This window comes from Mycoplasma tullyi (assembly GCF_014068355.1).
In the GTDB taxonomy this organism is placed as follows: Bacteria; Bacillota_I; Bacilli_A; order Mycoplasmatales; family Mycoplasmoidaceae; genus Mycoplasmoides; species Mycoplasmoides tullyi.
Genome location: NZ_CP059674.1, coordinates 814,527 through 831,511, shown reverse-complemented (window position 1 = coordinate 831,511; position 16,985 = coordinate 814,527). Strand labels below are relative to the sequence as shown.

Annotated in this window: 16 protein-coding genes and 1 tRNA gene; 5 read left to right on the top strand and 12 right to left on the bottom strand. The window is 31.5% G+C overall.

Annotated features, from left to right (window positions below; genetic code table 4):
* Positions 1–20: 20 nt before the first annotated feature.
* From msrA to rlmB, 5 genes are all read left to right on the top strand, one after another.
* Positions 21–503, top strand: coding sequence for a peptide-methionine (S)-S-oxide reductase MsrA (msrA, locus tag H3143_RS03345; protein ID WP_182078787.1), 483 nt, complete (start codon positions 21–23; stop codon positions 501–503).
* Positions 504–556: 53 nt separating this feature from the next.
* Positions 557–630 (top strand) — tRNA-Gly (locus H3143_RS03340).
* Positions 631–774: 144 nt separating this feature from the next.
* Complete coding sequence (ligA, locus tag H3143_RS03335; protein WP_182078786.1) at positions 775–2,922, top strand: NAD-dependent DNA ligase LigA; 2,148 nt, start codon at positions 775–777, stop codon at positions 2,920–2,922.
* 242 nt (positions 2,923–3,164) lie between these two features.
* A complete protein-coding gene (gene cysS, locus H3143_RS03330) occupies positions 3,165–4,472 on the top strand; it encodes a cysteine--tRNA ligase (RefSeq protein ID WP_182078785.1) in 1,308 nt (435 codons plus the stop codon).
* Positions 4,473–4,475: 3 nt separating this feature from the next.
* Positions 4,476–5,258 carry a 23S rRNA (guanosine(2251)-2'-O)-methyltransferase RlmB gene (gene rlmB / locus H3143_RS03325; protein ID WP_182078784.1) on the top strand — a complete coding sequence of 261 codons (783 nt, stop codon included), beginning with the start codon at positions 4,476–4,478 and terminating at the stop codon, positions 5,256–5,258.
* 71 nt (positions 5,259–5,329) lie between these two features.
* Here the strand turns inward: rlmB and H3143_RS03320 are convergent, their stop codons facing one another.
* The 12 genes from H3143_RS03320 to mip all read right to left on the bottom strand — a co-directional run bounded on the left by H3143_RS03320 (position 5,330) and on the right by mip (position 16,900).
* Positions 5,330–6,250 (bottom strand): type I phosphomannose isomerase catalytic subunit, encoded by a 921-nt coding sequence (locus H3143_RS03320; protein WP_228444786.1) that lies wholly within the window; start codon positions 6,248–6,250, stop codon positions 5,330–5,332.
* Positions 6,237–6,683: a hypothetical protein gene (locus tag H3143_RS03315; RefSeq protein WP_182078782.1), complete on the bottom strand. Its 447-nt coding sequence runs from the start codon at positions 6,681–6,683 to the stop codon at positions 6,237–6,239. Before H3143_RS03315 ends, H3143_RS03320 begins: the two co-directional genes overlap by 14 nt.
* A gap of 2 nt (positions 6,684–6,685) precedes the next feature.
* Positions 6,686–8,686 carry a PTS fructose transporter subunit IIABC gene (locus H3143_RS03310; protein ID WP_228444785.1) on the bottom strand — a complete coding sequence of 667 codons (2,001 nt, stop codon included), beginning with the start codon at positions 8,684–8,686 and terminating at the stop codon, positions 6,686–6,688.
* Between the two features lie 261 nt (positions 8,687–8,947).
* The gene (gene tilS, locus H3143_RS03305) at positions 8,948–9,811 is read right to left on the bottom strand and encodes a tRNA lysidine(34) synthetase TilS (protein ID WP_182078781.1); all 864 of its coding nucleotides are present in this window, start codon (positions 9,809–9,811) and stop codon (positions 8,948–8,950) included.
* Positions 9,795–10,346 carry an aminoacyl-tRNA hydrolase gene (gene pth / locus H3143_RS03300; RefSeq protein ID WP_182078780.1) on the bottom strand — a complete coding sequence of 184 codons (552 nt, stop codon included), beginning with the start codon at positions 10,344–10,346 and terminating at the stop codon, positions 9,795–9,797. Before pth ends, tilS begins: the two co-directional genes overlap by 17 nt.
* Before the next feature lie 24 nt (positions 10,347–10,370).
* A complete protein-coding gene (gene rplA / locus H3143_RS03295) occupies positions 10,371–11,051 on the bottom strand; it encodes a 50S ribosomal protein L1 (protein WP_182078779.1) in 681 nt (226 codons plus the stop codon).
* A gap of 3 nt (positions 11,052–11,054) precedes the next feature.
* Positions 11,055–11,507 carry a 50S ribosomal protein L11 gene (rplK, locus tag H3143_RS03290; protein WP_182078778.1) on the bottom strand — a complete coding sequence of 151 codons (453 nt, stop codon included), beginning with the start codon at positions 11,505–11,507 and terminating at the stop codon, positions 11,055–11,057.
* A 102-nt stretch (positions 11,508–11,609) separates the two neighbouring features.
* Entirely contained in the window at positions 11,610–12,284 is a 675-nt protein-coding gene (locus H3143_RS03285; protein WP_182078777.1) for a thymidine kinase, read from the bottom strand.
* Positions 12,285–12,346: 62 nt separating this feature from the next.
* Positions 12,347–13,450 carry a redox-regulated ATPase YchF gene (ychF, locus tag H3143_RS03280; protein ID WP_182078776.1) on the bottom strand — a complete coding sequence of 368 codons (1,104 nt, stop codon included), beginning with the start codon at positions 13,448–13,450 and terminating at the stop codon, positions 12,347–12,349.
* A gap of 10 nt (positions 13,451–13,460) precedes the next feature.
* Positions 13,461–14,333, bottom strand: coding sequence for a class II fructose-1,6-bisphosphate aldolase (fba, locus tag H3143_RS03275; protein ID WP_182078775.1), 873 nt, complete (start codon positions 14,331–14,333; stop codon positions 13,461–13,463).
* A gap of 7 nt (positions 14,334–14,340) precedes the next feature.
* The gene (gene rpoE / locus H3143_RS03270; protein WP_182078774.1) at positions 14,341–14,745 is read right to left on the bottom strand and encodes a DNA-directed RNA polymerase subunit delta; all 405 of its coding nucleotides are present in this window, start codon (positions 14,743–14,745) and stop codon (positions 14,341–14,343) included.
* Positions 14,746–14,872: 127 nt separating this feature from the next.
* Positions 14,873–16,900 (bottom strand): Ig-specific serine endopeptidase MIP, encoded by a 2,028-nt coding sequence (gene mip / locus H3143_RS03265; protein ID WP_182078773.1) that lies wholly within the window; start codon positions 16,898–16,900, stop codon positions 14,873–14,875.
* Positions 16,901–16,985: the final 85 nt, after the last annotated feature.

Genomic DNA, 16,985 nt, shown 5'->3' with positions numbered 1-16,985 from the left:
CAAAGTAAGAAAGAATAAATATGGTTAAGAAAATATATTTAGCAGGTGGTTGTTTTTGGGGTGTAGAAGAATACTTTAAAAGAACCAAAAGAATTATTGATTCTTCTGTAGGTTATGCCAACTACAAACCTGAGTTTAGAAACCCAACATATAAAGAAGTATGTAGTGGGTTAACTGGTGGGGTTGAAACGGTTGAAATCACCTATGATGATCAAGTAATTAGTTTAGAAGAGATCATTGATCTGTTTTTAAAAGTTGTTGATCCAACAACTTTGAATTACCAAGCAAATGATCGTGGAACTCAGTATCGTAGTGGATTTTATTTTGTTAACGATGATGATGAAACTGTGATCAAATCTAAATTAGCTCAAGCTCAAGGAAGATATTCTAAACCGATTGTTACCGAAGTTTTGAGATTGCAAAACTATTCTAAAGCTGAAGACTACCACCAAGATTATTTAGAAAAAAATCCAACTGGTTATTGTCACATTAAGTTTGACTAATCACTCAGGCGCTATAGGTATAAGATAATTTATTTGTGTTAAAATATTTGGGCGCAGATGTAGTTCAATGGTAGAACGAGACCTTGCCAAGGTTTAGACGCGAGTCCGATTCTCGTCATCTGCTCCATTAATAATTTAAACGATATTGCATAGCTAATTAATTGAATTAGCGAAATAAAAATTTGTATCATGCACTGATACAAATCTTAACAGGAGTGCCATTTAGCACTCTTTTTTTATTTAATAAGAAGTTAACGTTAGTTTATCAAATATGATTGACAAGAAAAACGAGAGTATTAAAAAGATAATCCAAGATTTAGTTAAAAGATTAACTAAATGAGAACATGAGTATTATGTTTTATCTAATCCCAGTGTTTCAGATGAGGTGTATGATAGTACTTATAAAACACTATTAGATTACGAAAGTAAATACCCTCAATATGTTTTAAGTTATTCTCCGACTCAAAGAGTCGGCTCATCAATTAGTAATAAGTTCATTAAAGTTAAACACGATTACTTGATGTTATCGTTAGGTAACTGTTTTAATTTTGACGAGTTGCTTAACTTTAATGAAAATATTGCTAAAGTTAGCAAACAAGAAGATAATCCATACGTTTTAGAACCTAAGATTGATGGCTTATCAATCTCGTTAATCTATATTGATGGAGTGTTGACTGAAGCGCTTACAAGAGGTGACGGGGTTGTTGGTGAGAGTGTGATCGCTAACATCAAGACGATTAAATCAATTCCATTAAAAATTAACACGGATATCAAAAAGATGGTTATTCGCGGGGAAATCTATGTAAGCAACCAAGATTTTGAAGCAATTAATGCTACAAGAGATGAAGATAAGAAGTTTGCTAATTCACGAAACTATGCCTCTGGAAGCTTAAGAAACATTGATGTTAGTGAAGTAGCTAAACGCAAGCTTAATGCGTTCTTTTATTATGTTCCTAACGCTTACGAGCTTGGGTTTAAAACTCAATATGAAGTTATTCAACAATTAAAAGAATGAGGCTTTAATGTTGCTAAGGAGATTAAGTTGTTTAGCAACATTAAAGAACTTTATAACAGTGTTAAAGAATTAGAAGCAAATAAAAACAATCTAGATTACAGAATCGATGGAGCGGTAATCAAATATAACAACTTTAAGGATTACGAAACGATTGGTTATACTTCTAAATTTCCTAAGTGAGCAATTGCTTACAAATTTGCTCCGACACAAGTTGAAACCCAACTAAAAGATATCATTCTAAATGTTGGTAGAACTGGTAAATTAACATTCGTTGCGCAATTAAGTCCAGTTGAACTAGAAGGTTCAGTAATTACCTATGCAACATTACATAATCTTGAATATATAAACGATTTAGATATTAGAATCAACGATTATGTTTATCTAATTAAAGCTGCTGAAATTATCCCTAAAGTAATTGGAGTTAATCTAGATAAACGACCTAAGAATGCTAAAAAACTTGAGTTTGATTACAACTGTCCAAGATGTCATCAACTTTTAGTAAACAAAGATGAAGAAGTAGATTGATACTGTAATAATGATCAATGTAAACAAAAACAATTACAGTATCTAATCTATTATTGTTCTAAACCAATAATGAATATTGAAGGTTTAAGTGAAAGCACACTAAGTGTTTTATTTAACACCAAGGTTAATGATGTAATTAGAGAAGCTAATCAATTGATCACTGATCAACAAACAACTGAAGACATTCCATTATATGATCTATTAGATAACGAAGAACAAACTTTTATTAGTAATGTTTTAGATATTTACAAATTAGAACAATATAAAGATCTGATTATTAAACCTTGACTTAAAAAAGATTTTTCTAAGTCAAAACTGAAATACAATTTTAGGTTTCAAGAAAAATCGTTCAATAAGTTAATTAATAGTATTAATGATTCCAAAAACCGAGAGTTATATCGTTTGTTAGCTGCACTTAACATTAAATTTATTGGAGTAGCTACGGCTAAATCGATAGCTAATACTTATAACGATATTGATCTACTAAGACCACTTCAGGTTGAAGATTACATGCGATTAGCTGATATTAGCAGTATTACAGCTAATTCATTATTCAGTTTTTTCTCAGACGATAAAAACTGAGAATTAATCGAAGAATTTAAAAAATTAGGAATTCAGACAAAAGATGAAATCAACGACGATTTAGTAGATACTTCATCTATTTACTATGACAAGAAGTTTGTGATTACAGGATCGTTTAACATCTCACGAAATGAAATTATCAAGAAGCTCTCATTAAAATACAAAATCAAGTTTGTTAGTGGTGTTTCTAAAAACGTAGATTTTGTATTAGCTGGTTCTAATCCAACTATTAAAAAAATTAATCAAGCTAAAGAATTAAGTATTCCTGTCATTAAGGAAGAAATTTGAAACCAATAAAAACAAGATTTATTTTCAAAATCGATTAAGTAAATAGTTAAAAATTACCGGTTTTTTCGCTGATAAATAAATTTTAACTTCATTTAATTTTTAACAAATTATTCAGTTTTCAAAGAAAACTTAGATAGTTATATAGCTAACAATATTTCTTACTAATTCTTAATAAAATAATTCTAAAAATATAAAATTAACGATGTATAAAGTGTTTCTTTAGAAACACATAATTTAACAAACTATTAACTGTGAAACTGTACGACACCCTAACTAAGACAAACATAGATATTGATACAGATGAAGTAAATATCTATCTTTGTGGACCAACTGTTTATGATCATATTCATATTGGTAACTTAAGACCAATAGTTACTTTTGATGTTCTAAGAAAATTGCTTGAACACGCAGATAAAAAAGTTAATTTTGTTCACAATATTACAGATATTGATGACAAAATTATTAATCAAGCAGAACGCTTGAATTTAAATGAAGAAGAAGTTACTAAAAAATACACATCTGCTTATTTAGAAATCTTAGAAAAACTTAATATTAAGTTACCTAAAATTGTTAAAGTAACTGACGTAATGAACGGGATCATTGAATACATTGAAAAAATCTATGATAAGCAGTATGCTTATCAGCTAGATGGTGATCTATATTTTGATACTACTAAGATTCCGACTTACGGAGTTCTATCTAAACGTAAATTAGATGAACAAATTAGCGGAATCAGAGTTAAAAGCAACGAAAACAAAACAAGTCCAAATGACTTTGTTTTATGAAAGAAAACGGTTAATGGTATTAAATGAAATTCAAAATTTGGTTTAGGTCGACCAGGTTGACACACAGAATGTGCTTATATTATTGATCAAGAATTTAACCAAAAAGGATTCACTATTCATGGTGGAGGAATCGATCTAGTTTTCCCTCACCATGAAAACGAAAATGCGCAAAATTTAGCGTTATATGATAAAAATTTAGCTAATTGTTGAGTACATGTAGGTTATCTTTTAATAGATAATGAAAAGATGTCAAAATCGCTTAACAACTTTATTTATGTTAAGCATTTAATTGAATCACACAATTATCGAGCGATCCGTTGAGTGTTTTATAATACATCTCACACTCAACCATTAAACTTTGATGGAACAATCATTAAGTCTGCTCAAAAAGATGTTGATAAGATTACTAGCACGATAAATCGATTTAGAACTTATCTGGTTGCTAACAATCACAATATTCCAAATAGTTCATTAACATCAGATGAATTTAAGCAAGCTTTATTTGATAACTTAAATTTTGCTAATGCTACTAAAGTAATTTGAGATTTAATTAAAGTTCTAAATGAATCAATTGCTTATAAAAAAATTGATGAAAATATCTGAGCTTATCAACAACTGATTTGATGTTTGGAAATTTATGGAATTGTTCCAGAAATGATTCATAACGAACAGATTAATAGTCAGATCAAACAATGGACTGAATTGTTAAACAACAAAGACTACGAAAAAGCCGATTCAATTAGAAACAAATTGATTAATAAAAAAGTTCTATAACTAATGAAAGATCAATTCAAACCTCAATATAACAATAAACACGCGAATAAACAAAAAAAAGAATGATTATCCCTATTTGGGTATAATGCTGTTTACGAAGGTTTAATTAACAACCTTAAGATTAAAAAAGTTTATTTACATAAAGAAGATCATACTTTGCTTAAATTAATCAAGCAAAAAAAACTTGAATACGAACTTCATACACTTAAGTGATTTGATAATCAATACCGCAATAATCTTAATCACCAAGGTTTTGTTGCTGAAATTGACACTAATTCGTTAACAATATCTTTTAACGAGTTTTGTGAAAAGATTAAAGATCAACAAGAAGGGATTATCGTTGTTTTAGATCAAATTCAAGATCCTGGGAATTTTGGAGGGATCTTAAGAAGTTGTTTGGCAGCAAACGTATTAGGAGTAATCTTCAAAAAAGATAACCAAGTAAGTATTAATAATACTGTGATTAAAACATCACTAGGTGCATGTTTTTATCTTAATTTAATCGAGGTTGCCAACTTATCTTATGCGATAAAAGATCTACAAGAAAAGTATGGTTATTGATCTTATGTTTCAAACCTTAGTGACGAAGCGCAAGACTATAATTTGGAATACGCGAAGAAATCTATTTTAATAGTTGGTAATGAACAAAAAGGTGTTTCGAACCAACTTATTAAGAATGCTGATTATCAAGTAAAGATCCCTATGTACACAGAGAAAATCCAATCATTAAATGTATCTGTAGCAACAGGAATTTTGTTGTTTAATATGAAGCAACAGAAGAAGTAATTCTACAAGTAAGAAAAGCTAAATAGAATAGTAAATATATTTATATTTACCGATTATTTTGAAAATTTTAGTTATTTTCTATCCGTTACGTAAGATGTCAAACAAGTTAGCTCACCATCAATTACAATCGGTTCATTGTGCGAAACGATGAACGAATCATATAAGTTAGCTTGCAACCCATTGATAGTTCCATGATTTTTAATAACTGTTAATTGAATTCATTGAGCATCATCAAATTTGTAAACGTTATTACCTTCGTTCTCAACCTTAACTAGATTAAAGAGATTATTAGCAACCAAATAATTGGGTTTATTGCTAATTTGCTCTTTAGTTAAATCTACATCTGGACAATCTACTAATTGATAAACGTGATCTAGATGCAACTCACGTTTCTTACCATGATCTAAACGATCATAATCATATACACGATAGGTAATGTCAGATGATTGTTGTAATTCATAAATTAAAGTATCAGCTTTAATCGCATGAATCTTTTTTGATGGAACATAGATAAAATCATCTTTATCTATTGGTTTGTTAACCAATAAATCATTTCATTGTTTATGTTCAACCATTGATTTAAATTGATCAACAGTTTTAGCTTTATGACCAAAAACGATATCATTATCTTTTTTGGTATCAAGTATGTATCAGCACTCAGTTTTGCCTAATGAATTAAACTGTTTTGCATACTGATCATCTGGATGAATTTGTACAGATAAATCAGCTTTAGCATCGATAATTTTAGCTAATAAAGGATACTCATTTTTTAAGTTATATGAGTTAAAGAAATAAGCGTTATTCTTGTCTTGATAAAACTCTAAGAGTGTTTGATTCTCACTCACTTTTGCAGACTTATTTTCAAACGCTGATATAACTCAAGCCTCGCCAATTTTGTCTTCTTTTAGATTAAAAAATGTTTTAATCTCATCTCCAGCTCAAACACGATATTCAAAATGTGGTCGGAGTTTTAAAATCTTAGGCTTGTACATCTTCCTTTTGGTATTTCTTATTAAATGTACTGTTACCAAACAATATTGTTGCAAAACCAGTTAGAATGCCTATTAAAACCATGAATATTCCATAAGCAAATGCAGGAGCATCAATCGTACTAATCAAATTATTGTTTTGAATAATTTGAGACACAGTTGTATTTAATTCAGCTTGGTTCTTAACGTTCGATAACAGATCTTTAAATTTACCAAGCATTAAACCTTGCATATTGAAATTAGCATTCTCTATTGCTGCTTTATCTGTTTGTAAAACTAGATAATCCCTAGTTCTAGATACTTGGTTATTATAATTACCTGTATTTAATGCCAATAAGATAATCCCTACTAATAAAGCAATTAAAGTAATTGCTAACAATAAATAAAACAAAAACTTATTCTTTTGTTTTTGATCTTTAAATATCTTCTTTTTCATAATTACGCTTGGATATTAAGATTAGCTTTTTTCTTTCTTCAGAAAGTTCATTTATTAACAGGTAATACAATACCTTCTTCTGCTGGTTTAGTTCTTCAGAAACCATACATGAAACATGTTACTAATGTACCAACAATAATAGCTAAGAAGAAGAATGATAAACCTCAAGCTAAACCTTGTGGTTTGTTAGATGATACTGCTAATAAGAATCCAACAATTGGACCACCGTGAGCAGCTGCACAAGTTACACCAAATGCACCAGCAATAGCACCAGCAACAGCTGAACCAATTACGTTTGAGATAATTGCTTTTTTAGGATCTGCAACTGCAAACGGAATAGCTCCTTCTGAGATTCCAATAGTTCCCATCAAGATTGCACTAATACCAAGTGATTTTTCACCTTCGTTGAATTTCTTACGGAAGATCACTGTACATAATCCCATTCCAAGTGGAGCAATTGGGATGGCTGCAGCCATCATCCCCATTGGTTCATAAATATTTGAAGTAATCAAGGTTGCACAGGTTAAGAAAGCAACTTTATTAACTGGACCACCCATATCAAACCCAGTCATAGCCCCAATTAAGATGCCTAATCCAATACCTAAACCAATACCTATATTGCCGTTTTTGAAAGCTTCTTCAAGAGCTTTAATGAATTTGTCCATGACAAATCCAATTGGAGCACCTAATACGAATATAGCTATTAATGCATAGAACAATCCTACACCTAAAGGAATAACAAATACAGGCATGATTGGTGCTAGTGCTTTATTAATTCTTCAAGTGTTAATTCATTTAACAGTAAAGCCAATTGCTAGACCAAAGAAGATTGATCCAATGAATCCCATTGCTGTAACTACTTTAATGCCAGCAATGGGAAAGATTGCCTCAGGAGTATTAGCTAAGACACAGACAATAAATGCAGGAGCAATGGCAGCTCTTCCACCAATTGAATTAGCAATATATGCTCCTAATGCACCGATCATTAATGTGAATGCGACTACACCGATTTTTAATAGATAAAAGAAGAAGTCACCTTCTACAGCATTGTATTGTTGTCCATAGATTAGTTTACCTACACCGATCGCAATCGCAATACAGATTCCACCAAGAATTACAAAAGGAACCATATAAGACACACCAGCTAAGATGTGACGCATAATTCCTGGTCGTTTAGCATCTTGACCTAAAATTGTTTGGTTAGTGTCTTTTTGGTTAAGTGTGGTTGCTTTATTAAATGCTTCGTTGATTAACTTTTCAGGTTCGTGGATTGCTGGCTTGATTGTAGTTTGAAACACACGCTTATTACTAAATCTTGATGTGTCTAAACCGATATCTGCAGCAACAATCACTAAATCGGCATTCTTTATATCTTCTTCGCTGAAAGTGTTTTTAGCTCCAACTGATCCATGGGTTTCTACTTTAATGCGATAACCCATTTTAGTTGCTGTTTCACTAAGTTTTTCAGCAGCTAAATAAGTGTGAGCCACACCAACAGGACAAGCTGTTAAAGCTAAGATCAACTTATCGGAGTTGTTATTTGATCCTTTTGTAGTTGTTGAATTTAAATAAGAAACAATTAGTTTAGAAATTTCTTTTGGATCGTTTGATGCAATTAATTTCTGAATAGCATCCTTATCCATAATTAGTTTTGCAACATTAGAGATAATTTCTAAATGTGTATTAGATGCATCTTCAGGAACTAAAATTGTGAAGAGATATTTAACTTGTTTTTTATCTTCATCCCACTCAACTGCTTCATTTAATTTTGCAAACAACAATGCTGGTTGTTTTACCACAGCAGTTCTAGCATGGGGAATACCAAAAAGATCTGGTAAAGCTGTGGATGATTCCTTTTCTCTTTCTAAGAAAGCTTGATATAGCTCTTCTTGATTAGTTGCTAAATCAAGCTTAACAGCTTGAACAGCTAATTCTTTTAAGATATTGTCTCTTTTGTTTTCTTTAAGATCAATAAAGACGAACTCGGGTTTATTGATTTCCATAGTTTTGGATAACCTCTTTCTTTTATGCTTATTGAATAATCACGGATTTTAACGTAATCTATAAGCATAAAACAATACTAATGGTTAATTTGAGTTTAATAAATAACTCTGAGTGATCCTTACTTTTTCAGATCCAAAACGAAGATTCTTTTCACCAAAAATTTTGATTAATTTATTTATTAAATTAATAAGAGATTAAAAACTAATTTTTGTTAAATTTAATCGCTGATATTAATCTTGTTTTGATAAACGAGAAAAATCCTATAACTTAACAATTTTAAGTTTTGCGCCTTCCTTTGCTAGAAAAACACCATTCTTTAATCTGAATTGCTTTTTGTTTTTCTTTTGTAAAAAACTTGAGATGTTCTCTGCTTTTTTCTTGGTGTACTTAATGTCGTTTTTAGATAACCATAAATAAAGCAAATTGAAATACTCTGGTGAATTAATCAACTTAGAATAGTTGTAATCCCAAGAATCCATAAATTCTTTTAAGGATTGATATCTATCCTGATTTTGTTCATTTAGCTTAAGAAAAAAATCTAATTCAGTTTGTTTTTCTTCTTTAGTTAATTTGCCTAATTTATCTCTAATCTTATTTCGTTGATACGTTAATGAAAAATTACTTTCATCAATTCCAAAAGCTATCTTATTTTTATCTAAATAAGATAGAATCTCATCTTTTCAAAAATCTAGTAAAGGTCTATATATTTTTAATGATTGATAAGTTGATTCTTCATGCAAACCAAAGAATAATAGTTCTTGGTTTTTTTTATACTGCATAATTGCAGTTTCTAAGAAATCATCTTTATGATGAGCAATCAAACATGAATCTAATTGATACTTTAAACCAGTAGATAAAAAAAAATCATAACGAATCTTCCTAGCTTGATCTTGGAAGTTCTTATGATATTGATGTGAAGGTGATATAGACAAGATCTCTAAAGGAATCTTATGTTTAGAACAATAATCTGAAACAATTAATTGGTCACGTAGTGCTGTTGGTCGTTTGTTGTAATTAACATGACAAACGACTTTAATTTGATCTTGATATCGATCTAATAAATAGATCGAATCAGGACCACCGGATACGCCAATTAAATATTGTTTCTTATTGATTGTATTCATTCATTAATTGGCTGAAGCTCTTATTTGATTTAAGAAAATCATAAGCAATCACACTAGCTGAAGCAACTGCACTTTCTAATAGGATTGCCTCATTAGGACTGAACTTACTTAAAACAAAAGAAGAGATATTTTTTAAGTATTCGTTTTTGATCCCTACTCTCAGGCGTTTAAAGTTTTGGGTGCCTAGTTGATCAATGATATTAGCCACACCCTTTTGTCCGTTAGCTGAACCGTTTTGCTTTAATCTTACTACTCCAAGATTAAAAGCAAGTTCGTCGTGAATTACTAAGATATCATCGAGCTTAATCTTGTAGAAGTTAACCAGTTCACGAACAAAGTTCCCTGACAAGTTCATATAAGTTAAGGGTTTAGCAATAATAAAATCTTGGTGTTTGACATAAATCCCATTAAATTGGGATTTATCTAATTCTAGATTTAAAACATCTAACAACTTGTCAACAATCTTAAATCCAATATTATGACGAGTGTGTTCGTATTCAAACCCAGGATTGCCTAAACCAACAACTAGTTTCATAGTAAAAAAAATTAATTAGGAGACCTAATTAATTTTAACCTTAACTCCTGGACCCATTGTTGATGAGACTGAGATGTTTTGAATATAAACACCTTTGACAGCACTTGGTCTTCTTGATTTGATTAAATCGATTAATGCGTTAGCGTTTTCAACAATCTTGTTTGTATCAGTTGATTGTTTACCAACAGTCATGTGGATATTACCAAATGTGTCAGTACGGTATTCTTTTTTACCTTTACGGTATTCTGTAATTGCTGTAGCAATATCTTGAGTAACTGTACCTGTCTTAGGATTAGGCATTAATCCCTTAGGACCTAAGATCTTACCTAGTTTACCTAATTCGATCATGAATTTAGGGTTGGTAATAATTACATCAAAGTCCATTCAACCAGCTTTGATCTCATTAATCTTATCGATTTCACCAATGAAATCAGCACCAGCTTGTTTAGCTTCAGCTTGTTGATCAGTAATTGCTAAAATTCTGATTGGTTTTGAAACGTTGTGAGGTAATGAAATTGCCCCTCTTAGTTGTTGATCAGCTTTAGTTGTGTCTAAGTTTAATTTGATCGCGATATCAATTGAGCTTTCAAATTTAGTGATTGAAGTTTTTTTAGCAATTTCAATTGCTTGATCTAAATCATAGATTTGTTTAGGATCAAAACTACTTAGCGCAGCTTTAGTTTTTTTAGTTAATTTCTTAGCCATCGTCTATTTAGATCCTTTCTTGCTCTTAGTAACAGGATCGACACCTTCGATTTCTAATCCCATTTGTTTAGCTGTACCAGCTACCATTCTTAAAGCAGCTTCTGCATCGTATGCATTAAGATCAGGCATTTTGTATTCAGCGATCTTTAAAGCTTCTTCTCTAGAGATCTTTCCAACTTTTTCAGTTTTAGGGTTTTTAGCACCACTTTCAATCTTAGCAGCCTTCTTTAGAAGGATCGTAACCGGAGTTGTCTTTAATTCGAATGTAAAGCTCTTGTCATTAAATGCAGTAATAATAACAGGAACTACATCTCCGTTACGATCTTTAGTCTTATCGTTAAATTGTTTGGTGAATTCACCCATATTAATACCAACTGAAGCTAAAGCTGGTCCAGGCTTAGCCTGACCACCGATTAGTTCTAGTTTGGCAATTCTTGTGATTTCTTTTTTAGCCACAAGCAACACCTTTCTATATAAAAATTTTTAATGTTCTTTATGCAGTATAACGAACTTTATATGATTAAAAGTTCTTCTGCACTAAATTAGAATTTCACAATCTTAATCTTTTGAAGATTGCTCTACTATTTTATCAAAATTATTTTTTAGTGCACGTTTGAAGTTCTTGGTTTGATCGTTGATTGGACGGTTAGGTACCTTGTGGTGATGGCGACATCTTGCAGCGTATGATTCGGTATCACCAATCAAAATTGTTTCAGAATTATAGTCCGCTGGTTGGTTATCAATCAAGCGTTGAGTTCGACTAGCTTCAGCACCACAATCTGAACAAATTGCAGTTAGTCGAATCACTGTTTCAGCAATTCCTAAGATCTTAGGAATTGGACCAAATGGCTCACCTCTAAAATCACGATCTAATCCAGCCACAATAACATTAATTTGATTATCAGCTAACGTTTGGATTACTTCAATAATCGAATCATCAAAGAATTGAACTTCATCAATTCCCACTAATTGAGGTTTGTGTTCTAAAACATAATCATAAATCTCAAACGCTTTATTAATCTTAATCGAATTAATTTTGCGACCATCCCTAGAATTAATAATCTCTTGAGCTGATCTAGTATCAGTAGCTGGTGAAAAAACTAATGATTTCACATCAGCATACTGATAACGTTTAATCTTGCGAATTAGTTCATCTGTTTTACCAGCAAACATCGGACCACAAATTGCTTCGATTCAGCCATTGGTGGTCGTCATTGCATTCTTCTTAGCCATTATTAAGTAATCCCCTACACTACAATCTATAGAAATTTTATTCTATAGAACTAAATAATTTTTTAAACATTAAATTTGAAATTAATGACATCACCGTCTTGAACAACGTATTGTTTACCTTCAAGACGAAGTTTACCAGCTTCTTTAGCTTTTAATTCAGATCCATACTTGATTAGATCAGATCAATGAATTACTTCGGCTTTAATAAAACCTCGTTCAAAGTCTGAGTGAATGACACCAGCACAAGTTGGTGCTAAAGAGTTTTTCTTAAATGTTCAAGCTCTAACTTCTTTCTTACCATAGGTAAAGAAAGTACATAGCCCAAGCATCTCATAAGCTTTAAAAGCAATCTTATTTAACCCGGTTTCTTCGATCCCGAACATTTGAATGATTTCTTCTAGCTCCTTTTCTTGAGCTAAAGAGTTAGAGATCTCTTGTTCAATCTCAGCACAGATCGTTAAGTATTGTTCTGAGTTTTTCTTACAGAATTCAGCTAACGCTTGAACGTGTGGACTTTTTAGTGGATCTGATAGGTATGTTTCATTAATATTACCAACATAGATTCTAGGTTTAGCTGTTAGTAAGTTAAAGTTCTTAATGATTGTTAATTCTTCTTGACTAAATTCAGATAGATCTAACATCCTATTTTGTTCAAGCGTTTTTTTAATGTTGGTTAGTAATTCGTATTCAACGGCTACTGAGCTATCACCTGATTCATACTTTCTTTTAAGCTTGTTAATGCGATTATCAACGATCTCAAGATCTGAGATAATCAATTCTAAATTAATTGTTTCTATATCACTAACAGGATCAACATGATTATGCACGTGAGTGATGTTTTTATTATCAAAACATCTTACCACGTGAATTAAACAATCAACTTCACGGATATTGCTTAAGAACTTATTACCCAAACCTTCACCTTTAGAGGCACCTTTAACTAAACCAGCAATATCAACAAACATGATTGTTGCATAAACAATCTTGTCTGGTTCAATTTGTTTAACTAATTGGTTTAAGCGTTGATCGATTAGTTCAACGGTTCCAAAGCTAGGTTCGATTGTTGCAAAAGGATAGTTAGCAACCAAGCTATTAGCGGTTGTAATCGCGTTAAACAATGTGGATTTACCCACATTGGGCAATCCAATAATACCTGCTTTTAGCATACAAGATTAACTAAGCTTTGTTTTCTGAACCAAATAACTTGATCTTTTCAATACAAGTAGCTTTAATAGCTTCAAACCCTGGTTTTAACATCTTACGTGGGTCATAACCTTTTTTGTGTTGATCAAGATCTTTTTCTTCTAGAATGTATTTTCTAGTAGCTGCTGCAAAAGCTAATTGACATTCAGTGTTAACATTTACCTTAGTTACACCTAAACTAATTGCTTTTTTAACTTGTTCATTAGGTATACCGCTACCACCGTGTAGTACTAAAGAAGCATCACTTGCTTTTTTAAGTTCACTTAGAACTTCAAAGTTTAATGATTTTCAAGACTCTGGGTAAATACCATGGATATTACCAATACCAGCTGCTAGCATATCACAGCCTAAGTCTTTCATCTTCTTACATTCTTGTGGGTTGGCTAATTCGCCATTACCAACAACACCATCTTCTTCACCACCAATTGTCCCAACTTCAAGTTCTACTGAAGCGTCGTATTTTTTAGCAGCTTCGATTACTTTAATTGATTTTTCGTAGTTTTCTTCAAAAGCTAGGTGAGAACCATCAAACATTACAGAACTAAAACCAGCTTCTAGGGCTTTAAATACACCTTCATAAGTACCATGATCAAGGTGTAAAGCAACTGGTACATTGATATTTAAACTGTTGATTGCATCATCTACTATGTGATAAACAGCTTTATACCCACCCATGTATTTAACAGCACCTTCACTAGCTGCTACAATAACAGGTGAATTAGTTTCTTGAGCAGCTGATAGAATAGCTCTAGTTCATTCTAAGTTGTTCGTATTAATATGAGCAATGGCATAGCCTTCTTTAGTGGCTCTTTGAATCATTGCTTTAGCATTAACTAGTTTTGACATAATAAGATTAATTCTCCTCCTCTGTTGAATCAACAATAATATTGTCATCAATTAATGAAGATTCTTCACCCTCATTACTAATCTCAGGAGAAGATTCATCAACCTCAACTTGAACCTTTACGTGTTCATAACCTTCTTCAAGGTATTCTTGTTGGTTATGTAAGGTTTCAGATAGTTTTGCTCATTCATCATGAAGCATCATTGATTTAATTAATCATTTTTGATCACCAACATAAACAAATCTTGTGTCTTGAATTAAATCAGTATAGAATGCTCCAATTAGATCTTGAGCATCTTTTTTATTGAAACTCTCGTCTTTAATGACTAGTTTTCATAAGTCGTTAAAGGTAAATTCCTTCTTGACAAAGTTTTTTTGGGCAACTTCGTAAGCCTTATCAATTAATGAAGCCATTTTATATAAAATATATCTTTTTAATTATAAATAGATCAATAAAAAATATGAGTATAAGTTTACCCATATTTTTACTAGTTAGTTATTATAAATTATTTTGAATAGGTTGATGAGAGCTATTTAAAAATTAGGCATTTTTAAATTTGAATTGTTCAGGAACGTTAGCTCTATCTACACCTTTAGGGAACAATCAAGTTTTCTCATTTGGCCTTCTCTTGATTAACTGATCAAGGTAAGAGTCTTTTTGATCTTTACCACCACCATAGATTAAATCGTACTGAGGTAAGTTGTAAGATCCATATAAACCTTCGTAATCCATACCTTCACTTCTAAGAGCTACTGCATAACCAGCTGTTGAAGATTTAGCAACCCCGAACAAGATACCTCTAATAGTACCACTACCATCAATAATTCTTGAACCTGAAGCACCACCTGAAGGTACAAAGTTATCCAGTAAGTAACCTAAACCTGAGTTAGTGTAAGGTATTCTTGAATAAACTTTAGGTGAACCATCAAATGATGGGTAAGATAATAATAAATCAGTTACACCAGGTTTGTTAACAAATGTTCTGGTGTTTGATCAGCTCAGATCTCCACCTTTATCTTTGCGATCTTCTAAGAATTTATTTGGATTAGCGTTAGCGTAATAATTACCTGATTTATTTGTTCAGTAAGAAACGTAGTCCCCTCTTGCTTCGATGGTTTCTCCATCTGCTCCAGCGTATCTGATCTTATAATCATCGTGAGAATTAGGGAATCCGATTGCGTATAAATCGTCTTCTTTTAAATCTTTATAAGTTTGATCGTTTAGTAATGATGTAGTAGCGAATTTGTATTTTTCATTTTCAGGTCAATTAGCATAATCTGAAGTTAATCATTTCGCGATTTGTTCATTATTGAATGTAATTTCAATAACACCAAAGTCGATCATGCTTTTAGCATCACTAAATCGACCTCTTTCTTTAGGAATAGAACCATCTTTTAAGAAGTCAGCTCCTAAAAAGATTGGTTTAATATTTTTAGGATCGATGTTTACTCTAACATAAGGTGTAGAGATTTTATTGAAGTCGTCTTGAGTGTGGATTGTATTATCTTTGAAACCTAGATCAGTTCGGTCATTGATTTGTGTTACAGATTGAGGTTGAGTTGTAGCAAATCTTGAACCAGTTGGTGTAGCATCTTTATTTCAATAGTTAACAAAAGTTAAGCTAGCTAAGTTTGTTCTAACTTCGTAATCTCTATGTTCAAAATCTCTAAAATCTTGATCAGTTCCCGCAATACCATCTAATAATAGATTTTCTAGTACGTGCATATTACTAGCAAAATACCAAGTTTTAGGGTATTCACCTGTTTTTTCAGGCAACTTATAGTCTAGAATCCAAGTAGTACCTAAGAAAAGACGATATTTAGCATCAATCTTTTGCTGAGTTGTTCAAGTACTATCAGCTTCTAAACCTTTTTTAAGATCAGGGAAAGCATTAGAGTAAGATAATGAATAAACTGTTTTAGAAAATTTGCGATAGTTATCGTTAAGAATCGTTCTAGGTAAACCTAAAAAACCACTAGGATCACCTAAATTTTTAAAGTTATATCCAGAACCTAAGAACCCAGGTTGATAAGCTGGAATCAAATTAGGACCAAAACTATCATTTCTTTCTACAAGACCTTGCCCAATTTTTCCGTCATCACCAATATTAGGTAATAAGAAACCATAACCAAAAGCATCACGATAGGTTGGTAAACCTAATCTCTTAGCTTTTTCGTCATATTCTTTTAGTTTTTCTGGATCAATATCATTAGGGTTAGTTACCCCAGCATTTGGTGTTGAACTTTCATTAACAGGAGGTTCATGTCTAGCCTTACTTACGTTATTTAAATTTAAATAAGCATCGTAGTTAGCATATTGATCAGGAACATATCTTTTGCCATTTTCAAACTTGTTAGCTACTTGAGAATTAGGCAAATCAATTTTGTTCTTAGAGTCTAAAGTTGCTCCACTCACCCCACCATCGTTGAGATTATTGCTAGTTTTACTCTTTTCTCCTGGTTTGACTTCTGTTGCAGTTTTACCATAGTTACAACTAGCTACAATTATTGAGCTTACTGATAGTAAAGTAAATAAATATTTGTATTTTCTAAACTTAGCTTTGATCATTTGGTTTTAAAATTTGATTAATAAAGCCAGCTATCTTATATTTAATTATATACCATAGCTTTATAAATGTTGATTATTATATCTA